Source organism: Acidipila rosea (assembly GCF_004339725.1).
GTDB classification, from domain to species: domain Bacteria; phylum Acidobacteriota; class Terriglobia; order Terriglobales; family Acidobacteriaceae; genus Acidipila; species Acidipila rosea.
Genome location: NZ_SMGK01000002.1, coordinates 336,542 through 351,813 on the forward strand (window position 1 = coordinate 336,542; position 15,272 = coordinate 351,813).

16 protein-coding genes are annotated in these 15,272 nt (G+C 60.2%); 10 read left to right on the forward strand and 6 right to left on the reverse strand.

The window, feature by feature from the left end; translation table 11 throughout:
• The first annotated feature begins 27 nt into the window (after positions 1-27).
• From C7378_RS06485 to C7378_RS06495, 3 genes are all read left to right on the forward strand, one after another.
• Positions 28-963: an MBL fold metallo-hydrolase gene (locus C7378_RS06485; protein WP_131993639.1), complete on the forward strand. Its 936-nt coding sequence runs from the start codon at positions 28-30 to the stop codon at positions 961-963.
• Positions 964-1,090: 127 nt separating this feature from the next.
• Positions 1,091-1,552 carry a hypothetical protein gene (locus C7378_RS06490; protein ID WP_131993642.1) on the forward strand — a complete coding sequence of 154 codons (462 nt, stop codon included), beginning with the start codon at positions 1,091-1,093 and terminating at the stop codon, positions 1,550-1,552.
• Positions 1,553-1,662: 110 nt separating this feature from the next.
• On the forward strand, positions 1,663-2,127 hold the full coding sequence (locus tag C7378_RS06495; RefSeq protein ID WP_131993645.1) for a glucosaminidase domain-containing protein: 465 nt from the start codon (positions 1,663-1,665) through the stop codon (positions 2,125-2,127).
• Here the strand turns inward: C7378_RS06495 and ribF are convergent.
• Genes ribF through ygfZ form a run of 4 tightly spaced genes read right to left on the reverse strand, consistent with a single transcriptional unit; the run spans position 2,106 to position 5,602 of the window.
• Entirely contained in the window at positions 2,106-3,101 is a 996-nt protein-coding gene (ribF, locus tag C7378_RS06500) for a riboflavin biosynthesis protein RibF (protein ID WP_131993648.1), read from the reverse strand. The two genes, C7378_RS06495 and ribF, sit on opposite strands and share 22 nt — an antisense overlap.
• A 5-nt stretch (positions 3,102-3,106) precedes the next feature.
• Positions 3,107-3,883, reverse strand: coding sequence for an MBL fold metallo-hydrolase (locus C7378_RS06505; protein ID WP_131993651.1), 777 nt, complete (start codon positions 3,881-3,883; stop codon positions 3,107-3,109).
• A 6-nt stretch (positions 3,884-3,889) separates the two neighbouring features.
• A complete protein-coding gene (locus tag C7378_RS17830) occupies positions 3,890-4,495 on the reverse strand; it encodes a DUF1844 domain-containing protein (protein WP_207901364.1) in 606 nt (201 codons plus the stop codon).
• Between the two features lie 42 nt (positions 4,496-4,537).
• Positions 4,538-5,602: a CAF17-like 4Fe-4S cluster assembly/insertion protein YgfZ gene (ygfZ, locus tag C7378_RS06515; RefSeq protein ID WP_165876689.1), complete on the reverse strand. Its 1,065-nt coding sequence runs from the start codon at positions 5,600-5,602 to the stop codon at positions 4,538-4,540.
• A gap of 66 nt (positions 5,603-5,668) precedes the next feature.
• Between ygfZ and C7378_RS06520 the strand changes: the two genes are divergently transcribed.
• The 7 genes from C7378_RS06520 to mpl are packed head-to-tail and all read left to right on the forward strand — an operon-like array spanning position 5,669 to position 13,842.
• Positions 5,669-7,186, forward strand: a complete 1,518-nt coding sequence (locus tag C7378_RS06520; protein ID WP_165876690.1) for a hypothetical protein — start codon at positions 5,669-5,671, stop codon at positions 7,184-7,186.
• A 52-nt stretch (positions 7,187-7,238) separates the two neighbouring features.
• Entirely contained in the window at positions 7,239-8,102 is an 864-nt protein-coding gene (gene mtnP / locus C7378_RS06525) for an S-methyl-5'-thioadenosine phosphorylase (protein ID WP_131993660.1), read from the forward strand.
• A gap of 13 nt (positions 8,103-8,115) precedes the next feature.
• A complete protein-coding gene (locus tag C7378_RS06530; protein ID WP_131993663.1) occupies positions 8,116-9,048 on the forward strand; it encodes a PfkB family carbohydrate kinase in 933 nt (310 codons plus the stop codon).
• Positions 8,993-10,672 (forward strand): hypothetical protein, encoded by a 1,680-nt coding sequence (locus C7378_RS06535; RefSeq protein ID WP_243648109.1) that lies wholly within the window; start codon positions 8,993-8,995, stop codon positions 10,670-10,672. Before C7378_RS06530 ends, C7378_RS06535 begins: the two co-directional genes overlap by 56 nt.
• Positions 10,673-10,674: 2 nt before the next feature.
• On the forward strand, positions 10,675-11,490 hold the full coding sequence (gene dapF, locus C7378_RS06540; protein WP_131993666.1) for a diaminopimelate epimerase: 816 nt from the start codon (positions 10,675-10,677) through the stop codon (positions 11,488-11,490).
• The gene (locus C7378_RS06545) at positions 11,483-12,406 is read left to right on the forward strand and encodes a S66 peptidase family protein (protein ID WP_243648110.1); all 924 of its coding nucleotides are present in this window, start codon (positions 11,483-11,485) and stop codon (positions 12,404-12,406) included. Before dapF ends, C7378_RS06545 begins: the two co-directional genes overlap by 8 nt.
• Positions 12,407-12,408: 2 nt before the next feature.
• Complete coding sequence (mpl, locus tag C7378_RS06550) at positions 12,409-13,842, forward strand: UDP-N-acetylmuramate:L-alanyl-gamma-D-glutamyl-meso-diaminopimelate ligase (RefSeq protein WP_131993669.1); 1,434 nt, start codon at positions 12,409-12,411, stop codon at positions 13,840-13,842.
• Here mpl and C7378_RS06555 read toward each other — a convergent pair.
• The gene (locus C7378_RS06555) at positions 13,832-14,437 is read right to left on the reverse strand and encodes an SPOR domain-containing protein (protein ID WP_131993672.1); all 606 of its coding nucleotides are present in this window, start codon (positions 14,435-14,437) and stop codon (positions 13,832-13,834) included. The two genes, mpl and C7378_RS06555, sit on opposite strands and share 11 nt — an antisense overlap.
• Positions 14,434-15,231, reverse strand: coding sequence for a slipin family protein (locus tag C7378_RS06560; protein WP_131993675.1), 798 nt, complete (start codon positions 15,229-15,231; stop codon positions 14,434-14,436). Before C7378_RS06560 ends, C7378_RS06555 begins: the two co-directional genes overlap by 4 nt.
• Positions 15,232-15,272 lie beyond the last annotated feature (41 nt).

Sequence of the window (15,272 nt, forward strand, 5' to 3'; positions counted from 1 at the left end):
GCTGCAAGCGGGCGTATTCTGAAAGATATGGTTCGGATGACAGTGCTCGCCAGTGGATCCAAGGGAAACAGCACAGTTGTCTCTTCGAGCCGCACGCGCATCCTTGTAGATGCCGGGCTTTCGTGCCGTGAACTCTTCAAGCGCATGGCCGCAGCCGGCGAGGACCCGCGGACGCTGGACGCCATCCTTATCACGCACGAGCATCAGGATCACGTGCAGGGGCTTTCTGTAACGGCCCGCAAGCTGGGTATCCCCGTCTACTTCACAGACGCAACCCATCGCGCGTGGATGCGCTGGATGACCCCGCGCAAGCGGATGACCTACGCCGACTGGCTGGAGCAGAGAAAAGCTGCGCAGGCAGAGGCGGAGGGCTATCGCGAGGAAGAACTGGCGGAGTGCGCCCGCGAAGAAGAGGAGCTGAAGGCTGTCTCCCCCAGCAGCAAGGAGAGCGACCCGTGCGCGCTGCCTGGGGTGGAGTACTTCCGTTCGGGCAGCGATTTTGTGATTGGCGATATCGCGGTCAAGCCCTTCACGATTCCGCATGATGCCGCCGATCCGGTAGGTTTTGTGTTCGAAACTGAGGGAGTTCGCATCGGCGTGGCCACCGATCTGGGCTATATGCCGTCTAATGTAAGTATGCAGCTGCGTGGGTGCGATGTGCTGATGCTCGAATCGAACCACGACCTCGAGATGTTGCGGGATGGGCCGTATCCATGGTCGGTGAAGCAGCGGGTTCTGTCGCGAGTGGGGCACCTCTCGAACGATGCTGCAGCGGAGTTTCTGGAAAAGAACTATGATGGCGGCGCAGCATACGTAGTGCTGGCACACATTTCAGAAAGCAACAATATGCCGGAGCTGGCACGGGTGGCAGCGGAGAGAGCACTACGGGAGCGGATGAGCCTGCTGGCGAACAAGTTGCTGCTGGCGGTTCAGCATGAACCTCTTGAATCTATCTCGCTGTAGTCAGATAAGTTATACTTATGTAACACGTTCCGATCATTGAAGAGTAGCTGAGGGCGTAAGGCTGAAGCGAGTTCATACGGGTTACGACAATTTTGAATCCAGCGCACCCGGGGAGCGGTCAAATCAAATGAATATGTGCACAGACCAGGTTATAGGGGACATACTTTCGAGTTGGCGATATGACATCTCGAGCATTTCGCCCGAGATGAGGACGGACTATGAGGAGCATCTCTCCTCGTGTGCGCATTGCCGCGGCTGGCAGCGCATTCACCGCATGGTGGACGTGACGCTGATCGGGCTGACGACACTTTCAACCCTTGTCTTTCTGCTGGCGCTGGCGGTGCTGCATCGCGAGCCGGTCAGGAACTGGGCGCTCATCGATTTCCATCTCCATCAGGTTTCGGTAATTCTGACGATCCAGGCGGCTGCCGTGGTGGGGCTGATGGTTTCCCTGGTTGCGTGGGTGTTGGTGGCGATCATGACTCCGGCGCCGGTTTATCTGACTGGTGTGGCGATGGCGCAGGCACGCGTATTGCAGGGCCGGCTCCCTGAGGAGCTGCGGGATCGCTTCCCGCGCAATGCGGCTTGATGCACTGCAAATAGGTGCTTTTCCGATAATTGAAGTAGCAAGGAAAGCGGCAGGGCCTACGGGCTTCTGCCGTTTTTCTTTTTGCGCTGATTTCTCACGGAGAAGCATGGATGACGGATTCATTTCGCGAACAATTTCTGATGAAGGCTGCGGCTGCGGCTGCGCAGGCAGGCCATCTCTTTCCCCAGTACGCCGCATGTGAAGCGGCACTCGAGTCCGCGTGGGGTGTCTCCCGGCTGGCGGTTGAGGCCAACAATCTCTTCGGGCAGAAGCAATCTCACCCGCCGCTGGCCGGGACCGCGACGCTGAGCCTGCCCACGCGGGAATTCCTGCGTGGCGCGTGGGTGACTGTGGAGGCAAACTGGGCGAAATTCGAGGACTGGAGTGCGTGCTTCTCTGCGCGGATGACGCTGCTGCGGGCCCTCAGCCGGAGCTATCCGCACTATGCGGCAGCTCTGAAGGCGCAGAGTGGGGAGCAGTTTGTGACGGAAGTATCAGAGACGTGGTCGACCGATCCGGATCGCGCCGGAAAGGTACTGGAGGTTTTCGATGCTCACAAGGAAGTACTTGTGTGAAGAGCGGCGGCGGCAGTGCTGCCTGCCCGGTTTTCAATGGCTCGCAGGCGAGCGAAGTATTTGCGAGCAAACTGTACGTCGCGCATGATCTGTTCACGGAGCGCGGCGGGTGAATCGAAGCGGCGCTCTGCGCGAATGCGGCGCAGAAAAGTCAGCTCAATCGGCGTCTCAGAGGTGAGCTCGATGGGGTGGAAGTCCAGCAGGTGCGATTCGACCGCAAAGGAATCTTCGCCGAAGGTGGGCCGGTTGCCTGAGTTCGTAACAGCGTCGAAGCACTCCCCGCCCACAAGAATGCGCGTGATGTAGACACCGTGGCCCGGCAGCAGCTCGCTGTAAGGAGCCAGATTGATGGTCGGAACGGTGAGCTGCGAGCCAATGCCACGCCCGGAAGCGGGCGTCGAGCGGATGAAGAACGGCCTCCCAAGGAGCGCGCGAGCCGCCGTCATATCGCCAGCGGCGATGCGCTCGCGCACCTGACTGCTGGAAGCAGCGAGGCCGCGGACGGACAGAACAGGATGGGCGAGGACCTTGAAGCCGAGTTGATCGCCGAGCACGGTGAGCTCGGGCACTCCGGCCTTTGCCTGGAAGCCGAAACGGAAGTTATCGCCCTCGTGAACTTCGGTCGCGCCGATGCCCTGCGCCAGAATCTTCTCCGCGAAGTCCTGCGCGGAGAGGCGTGCAAAGTCGCTCGTGAAGGGCAGCACGAGGGTGGCATCGAGGCCGGTCGCAGCAAGAAGCTGGAGGCGAACGGGGAGTGGCGTGATGAGACGCGGCGCGTGCTCCGGGCGCAGGACACGCACGGGATGAGGATCGAAGATAACGGCGATGGACTGCGCGTGCTGCTCGCGGGCGCGGGCAATGACCCGGCCAATGATCGCCTGATGTCCGCGATGAACCCCATCAAAGTTGCCGATGGCGGCGATGCTGGGACCGAATCCCTGCGGTACTTCTTCAAGAGAGCGATAGACGCGCATAGACCTCAGAGCTCGAACGGGATACGGAGGCCGTCATAGGCCAGGCGCATGTTAGGAGGCAGTTCCCTGTTGGTCTCCTCGTGAGGAAGGTCGTGGGACATGTGCGTGAACCAGGCCTGCCTGGCGCCGATCTTTTCAGCCCAGGCCAGAGCCTCCGGAAGATTTGCGTGGCTGGGGTGCGGCTCCTTGCGCAGAGCGTCGAGAATGACAATTTCAACGCCGGAGAGCAGGGCGATGCTCTCATCGGAGATGCTGCTCATGTCAGTCAGGTAGGCTGCCGAGCCGAAGCGGAAGCCAGCAATTTCGATCCTGCCATGCTGCACCGGGATGCGCTGGAAGCTGGCTCCTGCGATGATCGCCTCTTCTGTGCCTTCTATCCTGTGAAGCTCCACGCGAGCCTTGTTGGGATAAGGCGAGTCAGGCGAGAAGGTGTAGTCAAAGACGCGCTCGAGAACCTCTCCCGTCTTGTTATCCGCATACAGCGGAATCTTGTCAGGGCGGCCGAAGCTCAACGGACGCAGATCGTCAAGGCCGAGAATGTGGTCGGCGTGGGCGTGCGTGTAGAACACTGCGTCGATGTGGCGGATTCGCTCGCGCAACACCTGTACGCGGAAATCGGGGCCGGTATCGATGAGCACGCAGTGATCGGGCCACTGGATGGCAATCGAGGGGCGCAGCCGTGCATCGCGCGGGTCCGGCGAGGTGCAGACGCGGCAATCACAGCCGAGCGTGGGCACCCCCATCGAGGTGCCGCTGCCGAGGATGACAATCTCTGCCTGCATCCGCTGCTACTTCACCGGAGGAGGCTGACGCTGGGCGGATTGCGCGATCGCGTTGGTAATCTCCAGGAACATCATCCGCAGCTCGAAGAGCGCTCCCTGCAGGAGTGTCTGCTCCTTGCTGGTGAGGTTCCCTTTTGTCTTTTCCTGCAGTACGGCAAGCATGTCAATGCTCTGGCGCGCGCCCATGATGTCGATGCGAGGCTTCTGGCCCGGTTCTGCGCCGGCACCAAGCGCCATGACAGCAGAGAGATAGATGGACTGGATGACGTGATCGAAGCTGACTACGCCCGGCGCAGCCATGCCGGGATTCGCAGCGCGAAGCATCGTATCGAGATCGCGCGACGATTGCTGATAGGCGGCGTGCTGTTCGGCGGACTGCTCTTCGCTGGGGCCCTGATGCTCTTCGAGGTCGAACTCGGATTCTGATTCTGACTCAGGCTCGGCAACTGCAGGCGGAGCAGGCATCGAGACGACATTGGAGGGCTTTTTCTCCTCGGGAGCAGCAATAACCTGCTGTTCAACGGGTTCGGAAGCAGACTCATCGCGAAGTTCCCCTTCAAGGGTGAACTTGCGGCGATCAGTAACGGTGAAGGATGACGGCTTTTCGCTCATAGTGGGTTTCCCGGAACATCTAAGTCTAATGCAGAAACGGTGTCAGTCCATGGAGGGCGGCGCGTTGAGAGGCATGGCCGTGCCGCCTTCGTACTCGATGCGGTCGCCGCGGTCCACCGGCTCATTGCGGATGAAACCGAGGGCAAAGATTCTCGACCGGCAGGCGGCAACGCTCGAAAGCCCGCCCACGGCTGTCTCCCCAACCTTGAGGACCGCGCCCGGCGCAGGCAGTGAACCTGTCAGCTCAAATTGACGGAGACTGCGATGAACTGTGGCCCGCGATCGAATGCGCTCGACAATCTCCTGGCCAAGGTAGCAGCCCTTGCTGAAGTTGAGGGCGCGCTTCTGATTTGTCTCCTGGGGAAGATGGCGCTCCAGAATATCAACGCCATAGAGAGGCACCGCCTCGAGTACGCGCAGGGCCTCGGTTGCATCCAGCCCGCAGAGATCTGCTCCAAGAAGCGCCGCCTTGTCGAGCAGCGCATCCAGTTCCTCGATCGGCAGCCAGACGGTGTAGTGCGGAACAACCACCCCATAGGCCCGGACTACCGTAAAAACACCGCTTGCGGTGAACTGCTGCTCGCCAGGCACGGGCAGGCCAAGACGTTCCAACGTCTGAGCCGCGCGCGGCCCAACAAAACCAAGAGCTGTCATCGTCGAGTCCGGCTCCTCGAGCGTGACATCGTCCATGATGATGAACCGGTCAAGATGCTCAAAGATGTGCCTGACCTGTGATGCGTCCGTCTCCAGAAACACCTCATTCGGCGACTGGAATACATTGCAGTCGCCCTGAATGCGACCCTGGGCATTGAGCAGCAGGCTATAGTTCCAGTGGCCCTGGGGCAGAGTCTGCACCGCATTCGTAAGCATTCCGTTGAGCCAGCGGAGGCGATCTTCGCCGGTGACACGGATGCGGCGACGGTGGCCAAGGTCGTGGATTCCAACCAGTTGCAGGAGCGCATTGAACTCATGCTCCTGGCCAACGATACTGCGCACGGTGGAGCTGCCCTGATGCGCTGTCAGCGACGCACCACGCTGCCGCACGATAAGATACGCAGCAAAGGGTGTTTCCGGAGAAACCGCAGCAGCCTGAAGAACGTCACTCATAATGATAATGATCCAACCCCTAATTATAGATGCGGCGCACGCAGGCGCGAACCGCGTGGAGTCGCGATGAAACAGATTAGAACGGCTGCCCTGGGGGCGCTCCTTTCGGCGGCCCTGCTGGCTCCGGCGATAGCGCAAGATCAGCCTAAGGACCAACCCGCAAAGCCGGAGACGCATATCACGCCGGCGCAGGCGAAGGAACTCTTCCGTTCCGTGGATTCGATCCTTGCCTTTGACTCCGAGGACACGAAGCTGCCGATCAGGCATACCGTGAAGCGCAAGCTGACGACTCGCAGCGCGGTGGAGAAGTACCTGGACAGCAAGATGAAGGACGACAAGGATACGCGCCGGATGGAGCGCTCCGAGATCGTGCTGAAGAAGTTTGGGCTGATCGATCGCGATTTCCAGCTTGAGCCGTTCCTGGTGAGTCTGCTGAAGGAGCAGATCGCCGGATACTACGACAGCAAGACGAAGACGGTGTATCTGCTGGACTGGATCGACCCGGAGCAGCAAAAGCCGGTGCTCGCCCACGAACTGACCCACGCGCTGCAGGACCAGCATACCAATCTCGAAAAATGGGAGAGCAAGAGCGAGGAAGACATTGCGCACAACGCCGCTGAGGATACGGCGCATATTCGTACGGACGAGGACGATACGGCGCGCGAAGCGGTGCTGGAAGGTCAGGCGATGGCCGTCTTTCTCGACTATGACCTCAAACCATCAGGACGCAGCCTGCTGACCACGCCGGGAATCGTCAGCGGTCTGACTGACAAGATGAGCAATGACCCCGATTCGCCCATCATGTCGCGGGCTCCGCTGCTGCTGCAGGAGTCGCTGCTGTTTCCCTATCGCGACGGCTTGAGATTTGAAGCAGCCCTGCTGCGCTCGCAAGGGCCGACGGGAGCGTTCGCGGGAGCACTCGACCGTCCGCCGGACTCTACCTACGAAATCATGAATCCCGGGGTGTACGAGAGCCAGGCCAAGGTACCGATGCTGCAGATGCCCGATATCCATCCCATTCTCGATGGTGAATATAACCCTTATGACATCGGCGTAATGGGCGAGCTCGATGTGCGGATTCTTTCGCAGCTCTTCGGGGGAGACGGCGCCGCTGCCCTGCTGACGCCCGCCTGGGACGGCGGCATCTACTATGCAGCCCAGCGCAAGAGCGCAAAGACGCAAGCGGAGCGCGACTCTACGGCATCGGTTTCCCTTCTCTATCTCTCGCAATGGAAGTCAGAAGAGGCAGCTACGGCATTCGCCAAGATGTATGCGGACGAGCTCTCAAAGAAATATTCAAGAGTGAGACTTGAGACGGACACCGACTCCTCTCCGGAGGAAGAGGTCTACCAGACGAGCGAAGGTCCGGCGCTTATCGCCGTTCATGGCCGCCTGGTGTTTACCAGCGAGAGCTTTGACCTGGCGACGGCTCGCAAACTGGAGCTCGTGATGATGGGCGCGCAGCGAAGCGGCGAAGACGCTGTGGCACGGATGAAAACACCGACTCTGCCGTCGGGACCCAGCGAAAGGCTCGCCCATTTCATGGCAGGTTGCGGTGTGGTGAAGGCTGCTCTGCGGCACTGAAGGCGGCTGCATTTATACTCAGCTTTTGACGAACCCAAATCGGAGTGACAGATTGCAGCAGGCAGAAATCGGAATTATCGGCGGAAGCGGGCTTTATGCGATGCCCGGCCTTACAGATACACGCGAGGAACGCATCAGCACCCCCTTTGGAGAGCCGAGCGACAGCTTTGTGCTGGGCATGCTTGAAGGCCGCAAAGTAGCCTTTCTTGCACGGCATGGACGCGGGCACAGGCTGCTGCCCTCGGAGTTGAACTTCCGCGCGAACATCCACGCGATGAAGCAGCTCGGAGTGGAGCGCATTCTCTCTGTCTCCGCAGTGGGCTCGCTCAAGGAAGAGCATCAGCCGACGGACTTCGTTATTCCCGATCAGTTCATCGATCGCACCTTTGCACGGCAATCGACCTTTTTCGGCGACGGCATCGTTGCCCATGTTGGGTTTGGCGATCCTGTATGCGCGACCGTCAGCAACGCCATTGTGCATGGCTGCGCAGCATCGGACGTGGCAGGCAAGGCAGGCGGCACTTATGTCTGCATGGAGGGACCGCAGTTCTCCACGCGGGCTGAGTCAAACCTGTATCGCAGCTGGGGCGCGGACGTAATTGGAATGACGAATCTGCAGGAGGCCAAGCTCGCCCGCGAGGCGGAGATCTGCTATGCGACGATGGCCATGGTGACTGACTACGACTGCTGGCGCGAAGGCCACGACGACGTGACCGTAGACCAGATTGTGGCGGTGCTGAACCAGAATGCGGCGAACGCATGCAAAGTAGTGGCTGCGGCAGTTGCGGCGATGCCGCGCGAACGTACATGCCCTTGCGCCTCGGCGCTGAAGTTTGCAATCCTCACGGCTCCGAATGCGGTTCCCGCTGAGACACGCCAACGGCTTGAACTGCTGATCGGCAAATACCTCAAGTAATCCCTGGAGAGCCATGTCAATTCTGGTAGTAGGAAGTGTCGCGTTCGACACGATCGAGACGCCATCGGGCCGCGCAGAGCGCTGTCTTGGAGGCGCAGCGACATATTTTGCGCTGGCGGCGAGTTATTTCACCCATGTGCGGGTGATCGGCGTCGTAGGCGAAGATTTTACCGAGGAACATGAAAGCATCCTGAAGGCTCGCGACATTGATACACGCGGCATTGAACATGTCGACGGCAAAAGCTTTTTCTGGAGCGGGTCCTACCACGACAATCTGAATGAAGCTAAAACGCTCTCGACTGAACTGAACGTCTTCGAGAGCTTCTCGCCGAAGATCCCCGCCGAATACGCGAATAGCGAGCATCTTTTCCTGGCGAACATCGATCCGGTGCTGCAGGAGCGGGTGCGCAGCCAGATGCCGAATGTGCGGATCGTCTGCGGCGACACGATGAATTACTGGATCACCGGGCACCGGGCAAATCTTGAAAAAGTGCTGAAGGGGCTGGATGTGCTCCTGATCAATGACACCGAGGCGAAGCTCCTGGCAGATGACGCCAACCTTGTCCGGGCCGCGGATCGCGTGCTCTCGATGGGGCCCAAGAGCCTAGTGGTCAAACACGGTGAGTACGGCGCAACGGCATTCTTCAGCGAAGAATCCTTTACCGGCAAGCCCCACATTACGCTTCCCTTCCGTGCACCCGCGCTGCCGCTCTCCGAGGTCTTTGACCCGACGGGCGCCGGTGACTCCTTCGCGGGCGGATTTTTTGGCTCGCTCGCTGCGGCGGGGGAGTTGACTCCTGCGGCTTTCAAGACTGCGATGTTTTATGGCGGCGTGATGGGCTCCTTCGCGGTTGAACGCTTCGGCACAGAACGCACCCAACAGTTGACTCGTGAAGAAATCGACCAGAGGTTCGCGCTCTTCCGCGAACTCTCACACCTCGACTAAACCCGCTCCGCAGTTCGCGCTGCGCCAGGAGACGCTGCTCGCCGCGATGGCGGCGATGCTGCTCTCCCTGCTCTCGCTTGCCTATTGCTTTCCGCGCGGGATGCTGCTGCTCTACGGCGACGCGGTTGCGCATCTGCATATAGCGCGCCGGCTGACTGACTCGATCAACCCCGGCTTTCGCCAGCTTGGCTCCGTGTGGCTGCCACTGCCGCATCTGCTGCTGGCGCCGTTTGTGCGGAATATGGCCTGGTGGCAGACTGGCCTCGCAGGAACATGGCCGTCGATGATCTCCTACATCATCGCAGTGGCTGCCCTCTATCGGCTGGCACGGCTCTGGCTCAAGCCACTGGGAGCGTCCATCGCCGCAACATTTCTTGCGTTGAATCCCGGCCTGCTCTACATGCAGACGACGGCCATGACGGAGCCGCTCTTCCTTGCAGAGATGCTGGTGAGCGCGCTGCTCACAGCAGAGTGCGTGCAGGCGCTGAAGCGCGGCGAGGAGCGCAAGAGCTCCCGCCTGATGGTGGCCGCAGCGCTGGTGCTTGTCGCGGCCGTCTTCACGAGGTACGACGGCTGGATCTTTGCGGCCTGCGCATGGCTGGTGATCGCGATTGCAATGATCCGCGGCGGTCATCTCAGGCAGCGTCCGGGAGGTGCATTTGTCCTCTTGACGGCGCTGCTGCTCACAGCGCCGCTCTGCTGGCTCGCTTATAACGCGAAGCAGTTTGGCGATCCGCTGGACTTCATGCGCGGGCCTTACTCTGCCAAGGCGATTGAAGCGCGGACCGCGACGCCCGGAGCCCCCCACTACCCGGGCTGGCACAGCATGGGCGTGGCTGGACTCTACTTCCTGAAAGCGGCGGAGTTGGGCGCAGTCATCGGCCGCCTTGCTAACCTGCTCTTTCTGGTGGCGATTGCAGGCACAGCCGTTGCAGTGAAACAAGCGCGAGGCAGAGGACTTGGGGTGCTGCTGCTTCTGTGGATGCCGCTTCCCTTCTACGCGTATTCGGTGGCTTACGGAGCGGTGCCGATTTTCATTCCTCTCTGGTGGCCGCACTCCTGGTACAACACACGTTATGGGATGGAGATGCTTCCGGCTTTCGCACTCTTCACCGGATTTGCGGCGACGGCGGCAATCGACTTTATTCGGCAACGCAAGCCGGAACTGGCCCAGTGGTCAGCAGCCACGCTGATGCTGCTGCTGGCAGCGAACAGCTACGCGCTGATGCGGGCGCGTCCGCTGGTGCTGGCAGAGGCTGTGGCCAACTCGCGCACGCGCATACCTTTTGAAGAAGCGCTGGCGAATGCACTGATCTCCCTGCCTGTCGAAGGCAGGATTCTGATGTTTACCTCAGACCATGTCGGAGCACTGCAGCGGGCGGGGCTGCCACTGCGACGCACGATCAACGACACGGACTACTACGAATGGGGGCCGGCGCTGAAAAATCCAGCGGCAGCCGCACCTTTTGCAGTAGCAATGGATGGTGATCCTCTGGCGAAGGCCATTGCCGCGCATCCAGCCGGGCTGACGCTGATCGACGTAGTGTGCTCGACTGGTCAACCCTGTGCGCGCATTTACCGCTCAGAGATCTACGGCGCCGGTGGTAGCATCAGCACAAAATGACCATGATTCACTTTGCTAAAGCCCATGCCTGCGGCAACGATTTCCTGATCGTCGAGAGCCCGTTGCACGACACCGAGAAGCTGCGTGCGCAGGCCATTCAGCTCTGTTCGCGCAACACCAGCGTTGGCGCAGACGGCGTCGAGTATCTGGAGATGACGGGCGAACGCTCAGGGCGCATCCGTCTCTTCAACGCCGATGGTTCGATCGCCGAGATCAGCGGAAATGGCACCCGCTGCGTTGCCGCCTATGTCGCCCACAAAAAGCATCTTGCAGCCGCCGACACGGTGATGCTCCAGACCGATGCCGGCGAGCGCACCTCGCACATTGTGAACGCAGAGGGTCACCACTTTCAGATGAAGGCGGAGATGGGCGTTCCCACGGTCCAGGATCAGACGGTGAAGCTGGAGGATGGCAGTATCGTTCACGGGGTGAACGTCTCGACCGGCAATCCGCATTTTGTCCTCTTCGTTAACGATGAGAGCTTCACCCTGCAGGGAAAAAGCTGGCAGGAGCTGGGCCGTGAGATATGTTTTCATCGCGACTTTCCGGAGCAGACCAATGTCGAGTTTGTGCACCAGCGCAGCGACCGTGAGATTGCGATAAGGATTTTCGAGCGCGGGGTGGGGCCAACCAGCTCCTCCGGAACCGGCACATGTGCGACAGCCACCGCGACGATGGTGAAGCGCGCGGCGGCCGCGCACCTGCTTGTACACGCTCCGGGCGGCGCACAGACGGTTGACTGGCAGGGCGACGGAACGCAACTGCTGCTGACCGGGCCTGCGGAGCTGATCGCCTACGGAGAGGCATTCGTTGATTAAGTCCGCTGCTGTTGCGCTCAACGCGCGCATCGCCGTTATTGCGCCTGCAAGCAGCGCCCGGCCGGAGCGCGTCCAGGCTGGCCTTGAGGCCCTGCGCGCGCTTGGGTTTGACGCTGTGCCCGGAGCGCATACTCTGGGCAAGTGCGCACCCTACTTTTCCGGAACGGTAGAGGAGCGGCTCAACGATCTTCACGACGCATTTCTTGATCCTGACGTGAAGGCCGTCTTTTGTATCCGCGGCGGTTACGGATGCAACTACCTGCTTGAGGGGCTCGACCTAAATCTGATTCGCGCCAATCCGAAACCCTTCTTCGGCTACAGCGACCTTACGGCGTTGCAAACGTGGATGATGGATCAGGCTGAAATTCCCACTTTTCATGGTCCGATGGTCGCGGCAGACTTTGCCCTGACGGAAGGCGTCCACATGGCAAGCCTGCGCGCTGCGCTGAGCGGCGGCACTGTGGAAGCAGGCAGCTCAGAGGGGTTGCGGATTCTGCGCCCCGGCAAGGCACGTGGGGTTATCTACGGTGGCTGCCTGAGCCTGCTGACTGCATCGGCCGGTACACGTTTCGAGCCGCAAACCGAAGGTAAGCTGCTGTTCCTGGAAGATCTCGCGGCGAAGCCTTACCAGATCGACCGCATGCTGCGGCAGCTTGTGCTGGGGGGAAAACTCGACGGCGTCACCGGCTTCATCTTCGGGGAGATGGTGGACTGTGTATCACCCGGCGCTTCTCCCGATCTGCTCGACCAGGTGATTCTGCGCGTGCTGGATGGGTTCGATGGACCGATCGTTACCGGCCTGCGCTCGGGGCATGTTTCCCGTGGAAATGTGACGCTGCCCATGGGCATAGAAGCGGAACTGATAGCTGGAGATGAGCCAGTTTTGCGTTATCTCGAACCGGCGGTGAAGGCCTAAAGATGCAAGCGAAAAAGCATATCCACCTGATCGGAATCTGCGGCACAGCGATGGCTTCTCTCGCGGGCCTCTTACAACTGAAGGGTCATCGCGTAACAGGGTCCGACCAGGCTGCTTATCCGCCGATGTCCGACCTGCTGCAATCTCTCCATATTCCCATCTCAGAACCCTTTGCAGAAGCGAACCTGCAGCCCGCCCCTGACCTCGTGATTGTGGGCAACGCTATCTCACGCGGCAATATCGAGCTTGAATACGTGCTGGACCAGCGCATACCGTTCCAGTCGCTCGCACAGTTGATCCACGAGGAGCTACTTGCCGGGCACGAGTCGCTCGTCGTTGCAGGTACCCACGGGAAGACCACCACGACCAGCATGCTTGCGTGGATCTATGAAGTGGCCTCTCGGCGCAGTCCGGAGCTTGCGCCATCCTTCCTCATCGGTGGAGTCGCAGAAAACTTTGGGACCAGCTTTCACCTGCGTGAGGGGCGCCCTTTCATCATCGAGGGCGATGAGTATGACACGGCTTTTTTCGATAAGGGGCCGAAGTTCATGCACTACTTCCCTGATGCCCTCATTCTGACGCATGTGGAATATGACCATGCCGACATCTATCGCGATCTGGACGCGGTGAAGACTGCATTCAAACGGCTGGTGAACCTTGTACCGCGGCGTGGACGGATTGTGGCTTTCGATGGCGCAGAAAATGTAACCGAATGTGTTGCAAATGCTTTCTGCGCGGTCGAACGCTATGGCTTCAGCGAAAAATCACGATGGTGCATCCGCGATTTTCGCCACAATGATGGTCGTACGCACTGGACGCTGCTGCGGGACGGCGCACCGTGGGCTGAGATAAAGCTGAATATGGCAGGCGAGCATAACGCGCTGAATGCCACGGCAGCGGCAGCGCTCGCCGCCGGTCAGGGTGTGGACCGGGAATCCATCGTTGAGGCGCTGGCGAGCTTTCGCAGCGTCAAGCGGCGACTGGAGGTGCGTGCGGTGGTTGATGGTGTCACCATCATCGACGACTTCGCTCATCATCCGACAGCCATTCGGGAGACATTGAAGGCGTTGCGTTCGGCCCATCCGGAATCCCGGTTATGGGCGGTGCTCGAACCACGCTCCAATACGCTGCGCAGAAATGTGTTCGAGGAAGAGTTGACGGACAGCCTTGCGCTGGCTGATCGCGTGGTGCTGGCCAGCGTGTTCAGGCAGGAGAGCATTCCCGAAGCCGAGAGGCTTGATCCGGCGGCGGTCGTGAGCGCTCTGAATGCGCGGGGCGTGCAGGCGGCAATGCTCAAAGATGCGGACGCGATCGTGGCACAGATTACGCCTGAGCTTCAGGCGGGGGATGTGGTCGCGATACTCTCCAACGGCGGCTTCGACAGCATCTACGACAAGCTTCCACGCAGCCTGCAGCAGCGTAGCGCTACGGCTTGATGATCGCGTTGTAGCCGTCCCCCTGGAGCCGGGCGCGCATTGCCTTTGCCTCGTCACGCGTGGCCAGGGGGCCGACCTGGACATGGAGTAGGCTGTCGTGCGGCGCACTGTAGATGCTGACGCTGTAGCCACGCTTACGAAGTGCAGTCACGAGCGCCTCGGCATCTTCGCGGCGAGAAACAGCTGCGATCTGCACCATCATCGCCGGTCCTGACGTCGTCGCCACCTTTTTTGTAACCGGAGGAGTTACATTTGCCGCCTGCTGGGCCATCGGCCTGGCAGGCCGGGATTCGGTGACCACCGCAGGCTGCAGCGAAGGCTTGATCTCCGGCGCAGCGGATGCTTCTTCGGGTGAGGCATCCGGCTGCAAATCTGCCGTGGCCGATGGTTTATGCACTTGCACAGGCGCGGGGACCGCATCGGCATTTGCAGGCACCACCGTGGGTACCGGCTTGTGACGCCCCAGAGAATAGCCGAAGCCGAAGAAAACCCCGCACACAAGCACCAGGCCAAAAAAGATGCCCAGCAGCGAGGTCATCCCAAGGGTCAGTTCTGTATCCGTTGTCTCTTCTTCCCGGTCGTACATCGTTCTCATTCCTGGCTCTCTTTTCTTTCAACCGGAGCTGCCGGTGCGGGGGTGAGCCCCGCAAATTTGTTAATCAGCGACATGAACTCCATCGGCAACGGGAAGACCACAGTGGTGTTCTTTTCGACGCCGATATCCGTGAGCGTCTGCAGATAGCGCAGCTGCAGGGTCAGGGGCTGCGTCGCCAACAGGTTGGCCGCATCCACAAGCTTTTGCGCTGCGCTGAACTCACCCTCAGCATTGATGATTTTTGAGCGCTTTTCGCGTTCGGCCTCGGCCTGTTTCGCCATCGCGCGCAGCATTTGCTCGGGCAGATCCACCTGCTTCACTTCAACGCTGACCACCTTGACGCCCCAAGGCTCTGTACGCTGATCGATGATGCTCTGGATGCGCTGGTTGAGCTGGTCGCGATGAGAGAGCAAACCATCCAGTTCGACTTCGCCGAGCACGGAGCGCAGCGTGGTCTGGGCAAACTGCGAGGTCTGGTAGACATAGTTGGAGACTTCGATGACGGCGCGCGAGGGGTCAAGCACGCGGAGGGTGATGACGGCATTCACCTTGATGGTGACATTATCGCGGGTGATCACGTCCTGCGGAGGAACTTCGAGCACCTCCTGGCGCAGGGTGACGCGGACCATCTGGTCAAACGGCCGGAAGATAAAGACGAGGCCTGGACCCTTGGGGGGCGTGATGGCTCGACCAAGGCGGAAGACAACGCCGCGCTCATACTCGCGCAGGATCTTGATCGAGTTCAACAGATAGATAACGATGACGGCAATAACGATCAGGCCGGGTATTCCCATAATAGGGCCTCACTGAGGTGCGATTGTACTGCAGCCGGTAG

Coding starts and splice junctions, on each gene's coding strand:
- C7378_RS06530 (WP_131993663.1), top strand. CDS start 8,116: ATGTCAATTCTGGTAGTAGGAAGTGTCGCGTTCGACACGATCGAGACG.
- ribF (WP_131993648.1), bottom strand. CDS start 3,101: ATGCGCGTCTATCGCTCTCTTGAAGAAGTACCGCAGGGATTCGGTCCC.
- C7378_RS06490 (WP_131993642.1), top strand. CDS start 1,091: ATGAATATGTGCACAGACCAGGTTATAGGGGACATACTTTCGAGTTGG.
- C7378_RS06505 (WP_131993651.1), bottom strand. CDS start 3,883: ATGCAGGCAGAGATTGTCATCCTCGGCAGCGGCACCTCGATGGGGGTG.
- C7378_RS06555 (WP_131993672.1), bottom strand. CDS start 14,437: ATGAGAACGATGTACGACCGGGAAGAAGAGACAACGGATACAGAACTG.
- ygfZ (WP_165876689.1), bottom strand. CDS start 5,602: ATGAGTGACGTTCTTCAGGCTGCTGCGGTTTCTCCGGAAACACCCTTT.
- mpl (WP_131993669.1), top strand. CDS start 12,409: ATGCAAGCGAAAAAGCATATCCACCTGATCGGAATCTGCGGCACAGCG.
- C7378_RS06485 (WP_131993639.1), top strand. CDS start 28: ATGGTTCGGATGACAGTGCTCGCCAGTGGATCCAAGGGAAACAGCACA.
- C7378_RS06520 (WP_165876690.1), top strand. CDS start 5,669: ATGAAACAGATTAGAACGGCTGCCCTGGGGGCGCTCCTTTCGGCGGCC.
- C7378_RS06495 (WP_131993645.1), top strand. CDS start 1,663: ATGACGGATTCATTTCGCGAACAATTTCTGATGAAGGCTGCGGCTGCG.
- dapF (WP_131993666.1), top strand. CDS start 10,675: ATGATTCACTTTGCTAAAGCCCATGCCTGCGGCAACGATTTCCTGATC.
- C7378_RS06560 (WP_131993675.1), bottom strand. CDS start 15,231: ATGGGAATACCCGGCCTGATCGTTATTGCCGTCATCGTTATCTATCTG.
- C7378_RS17830 (WP_207901364.1), bottom strand. CDS start 4,495: ATGAGCGAAAAGCCGTCATCCTTCACCGTTACTGATCGCCGCAAGTTC.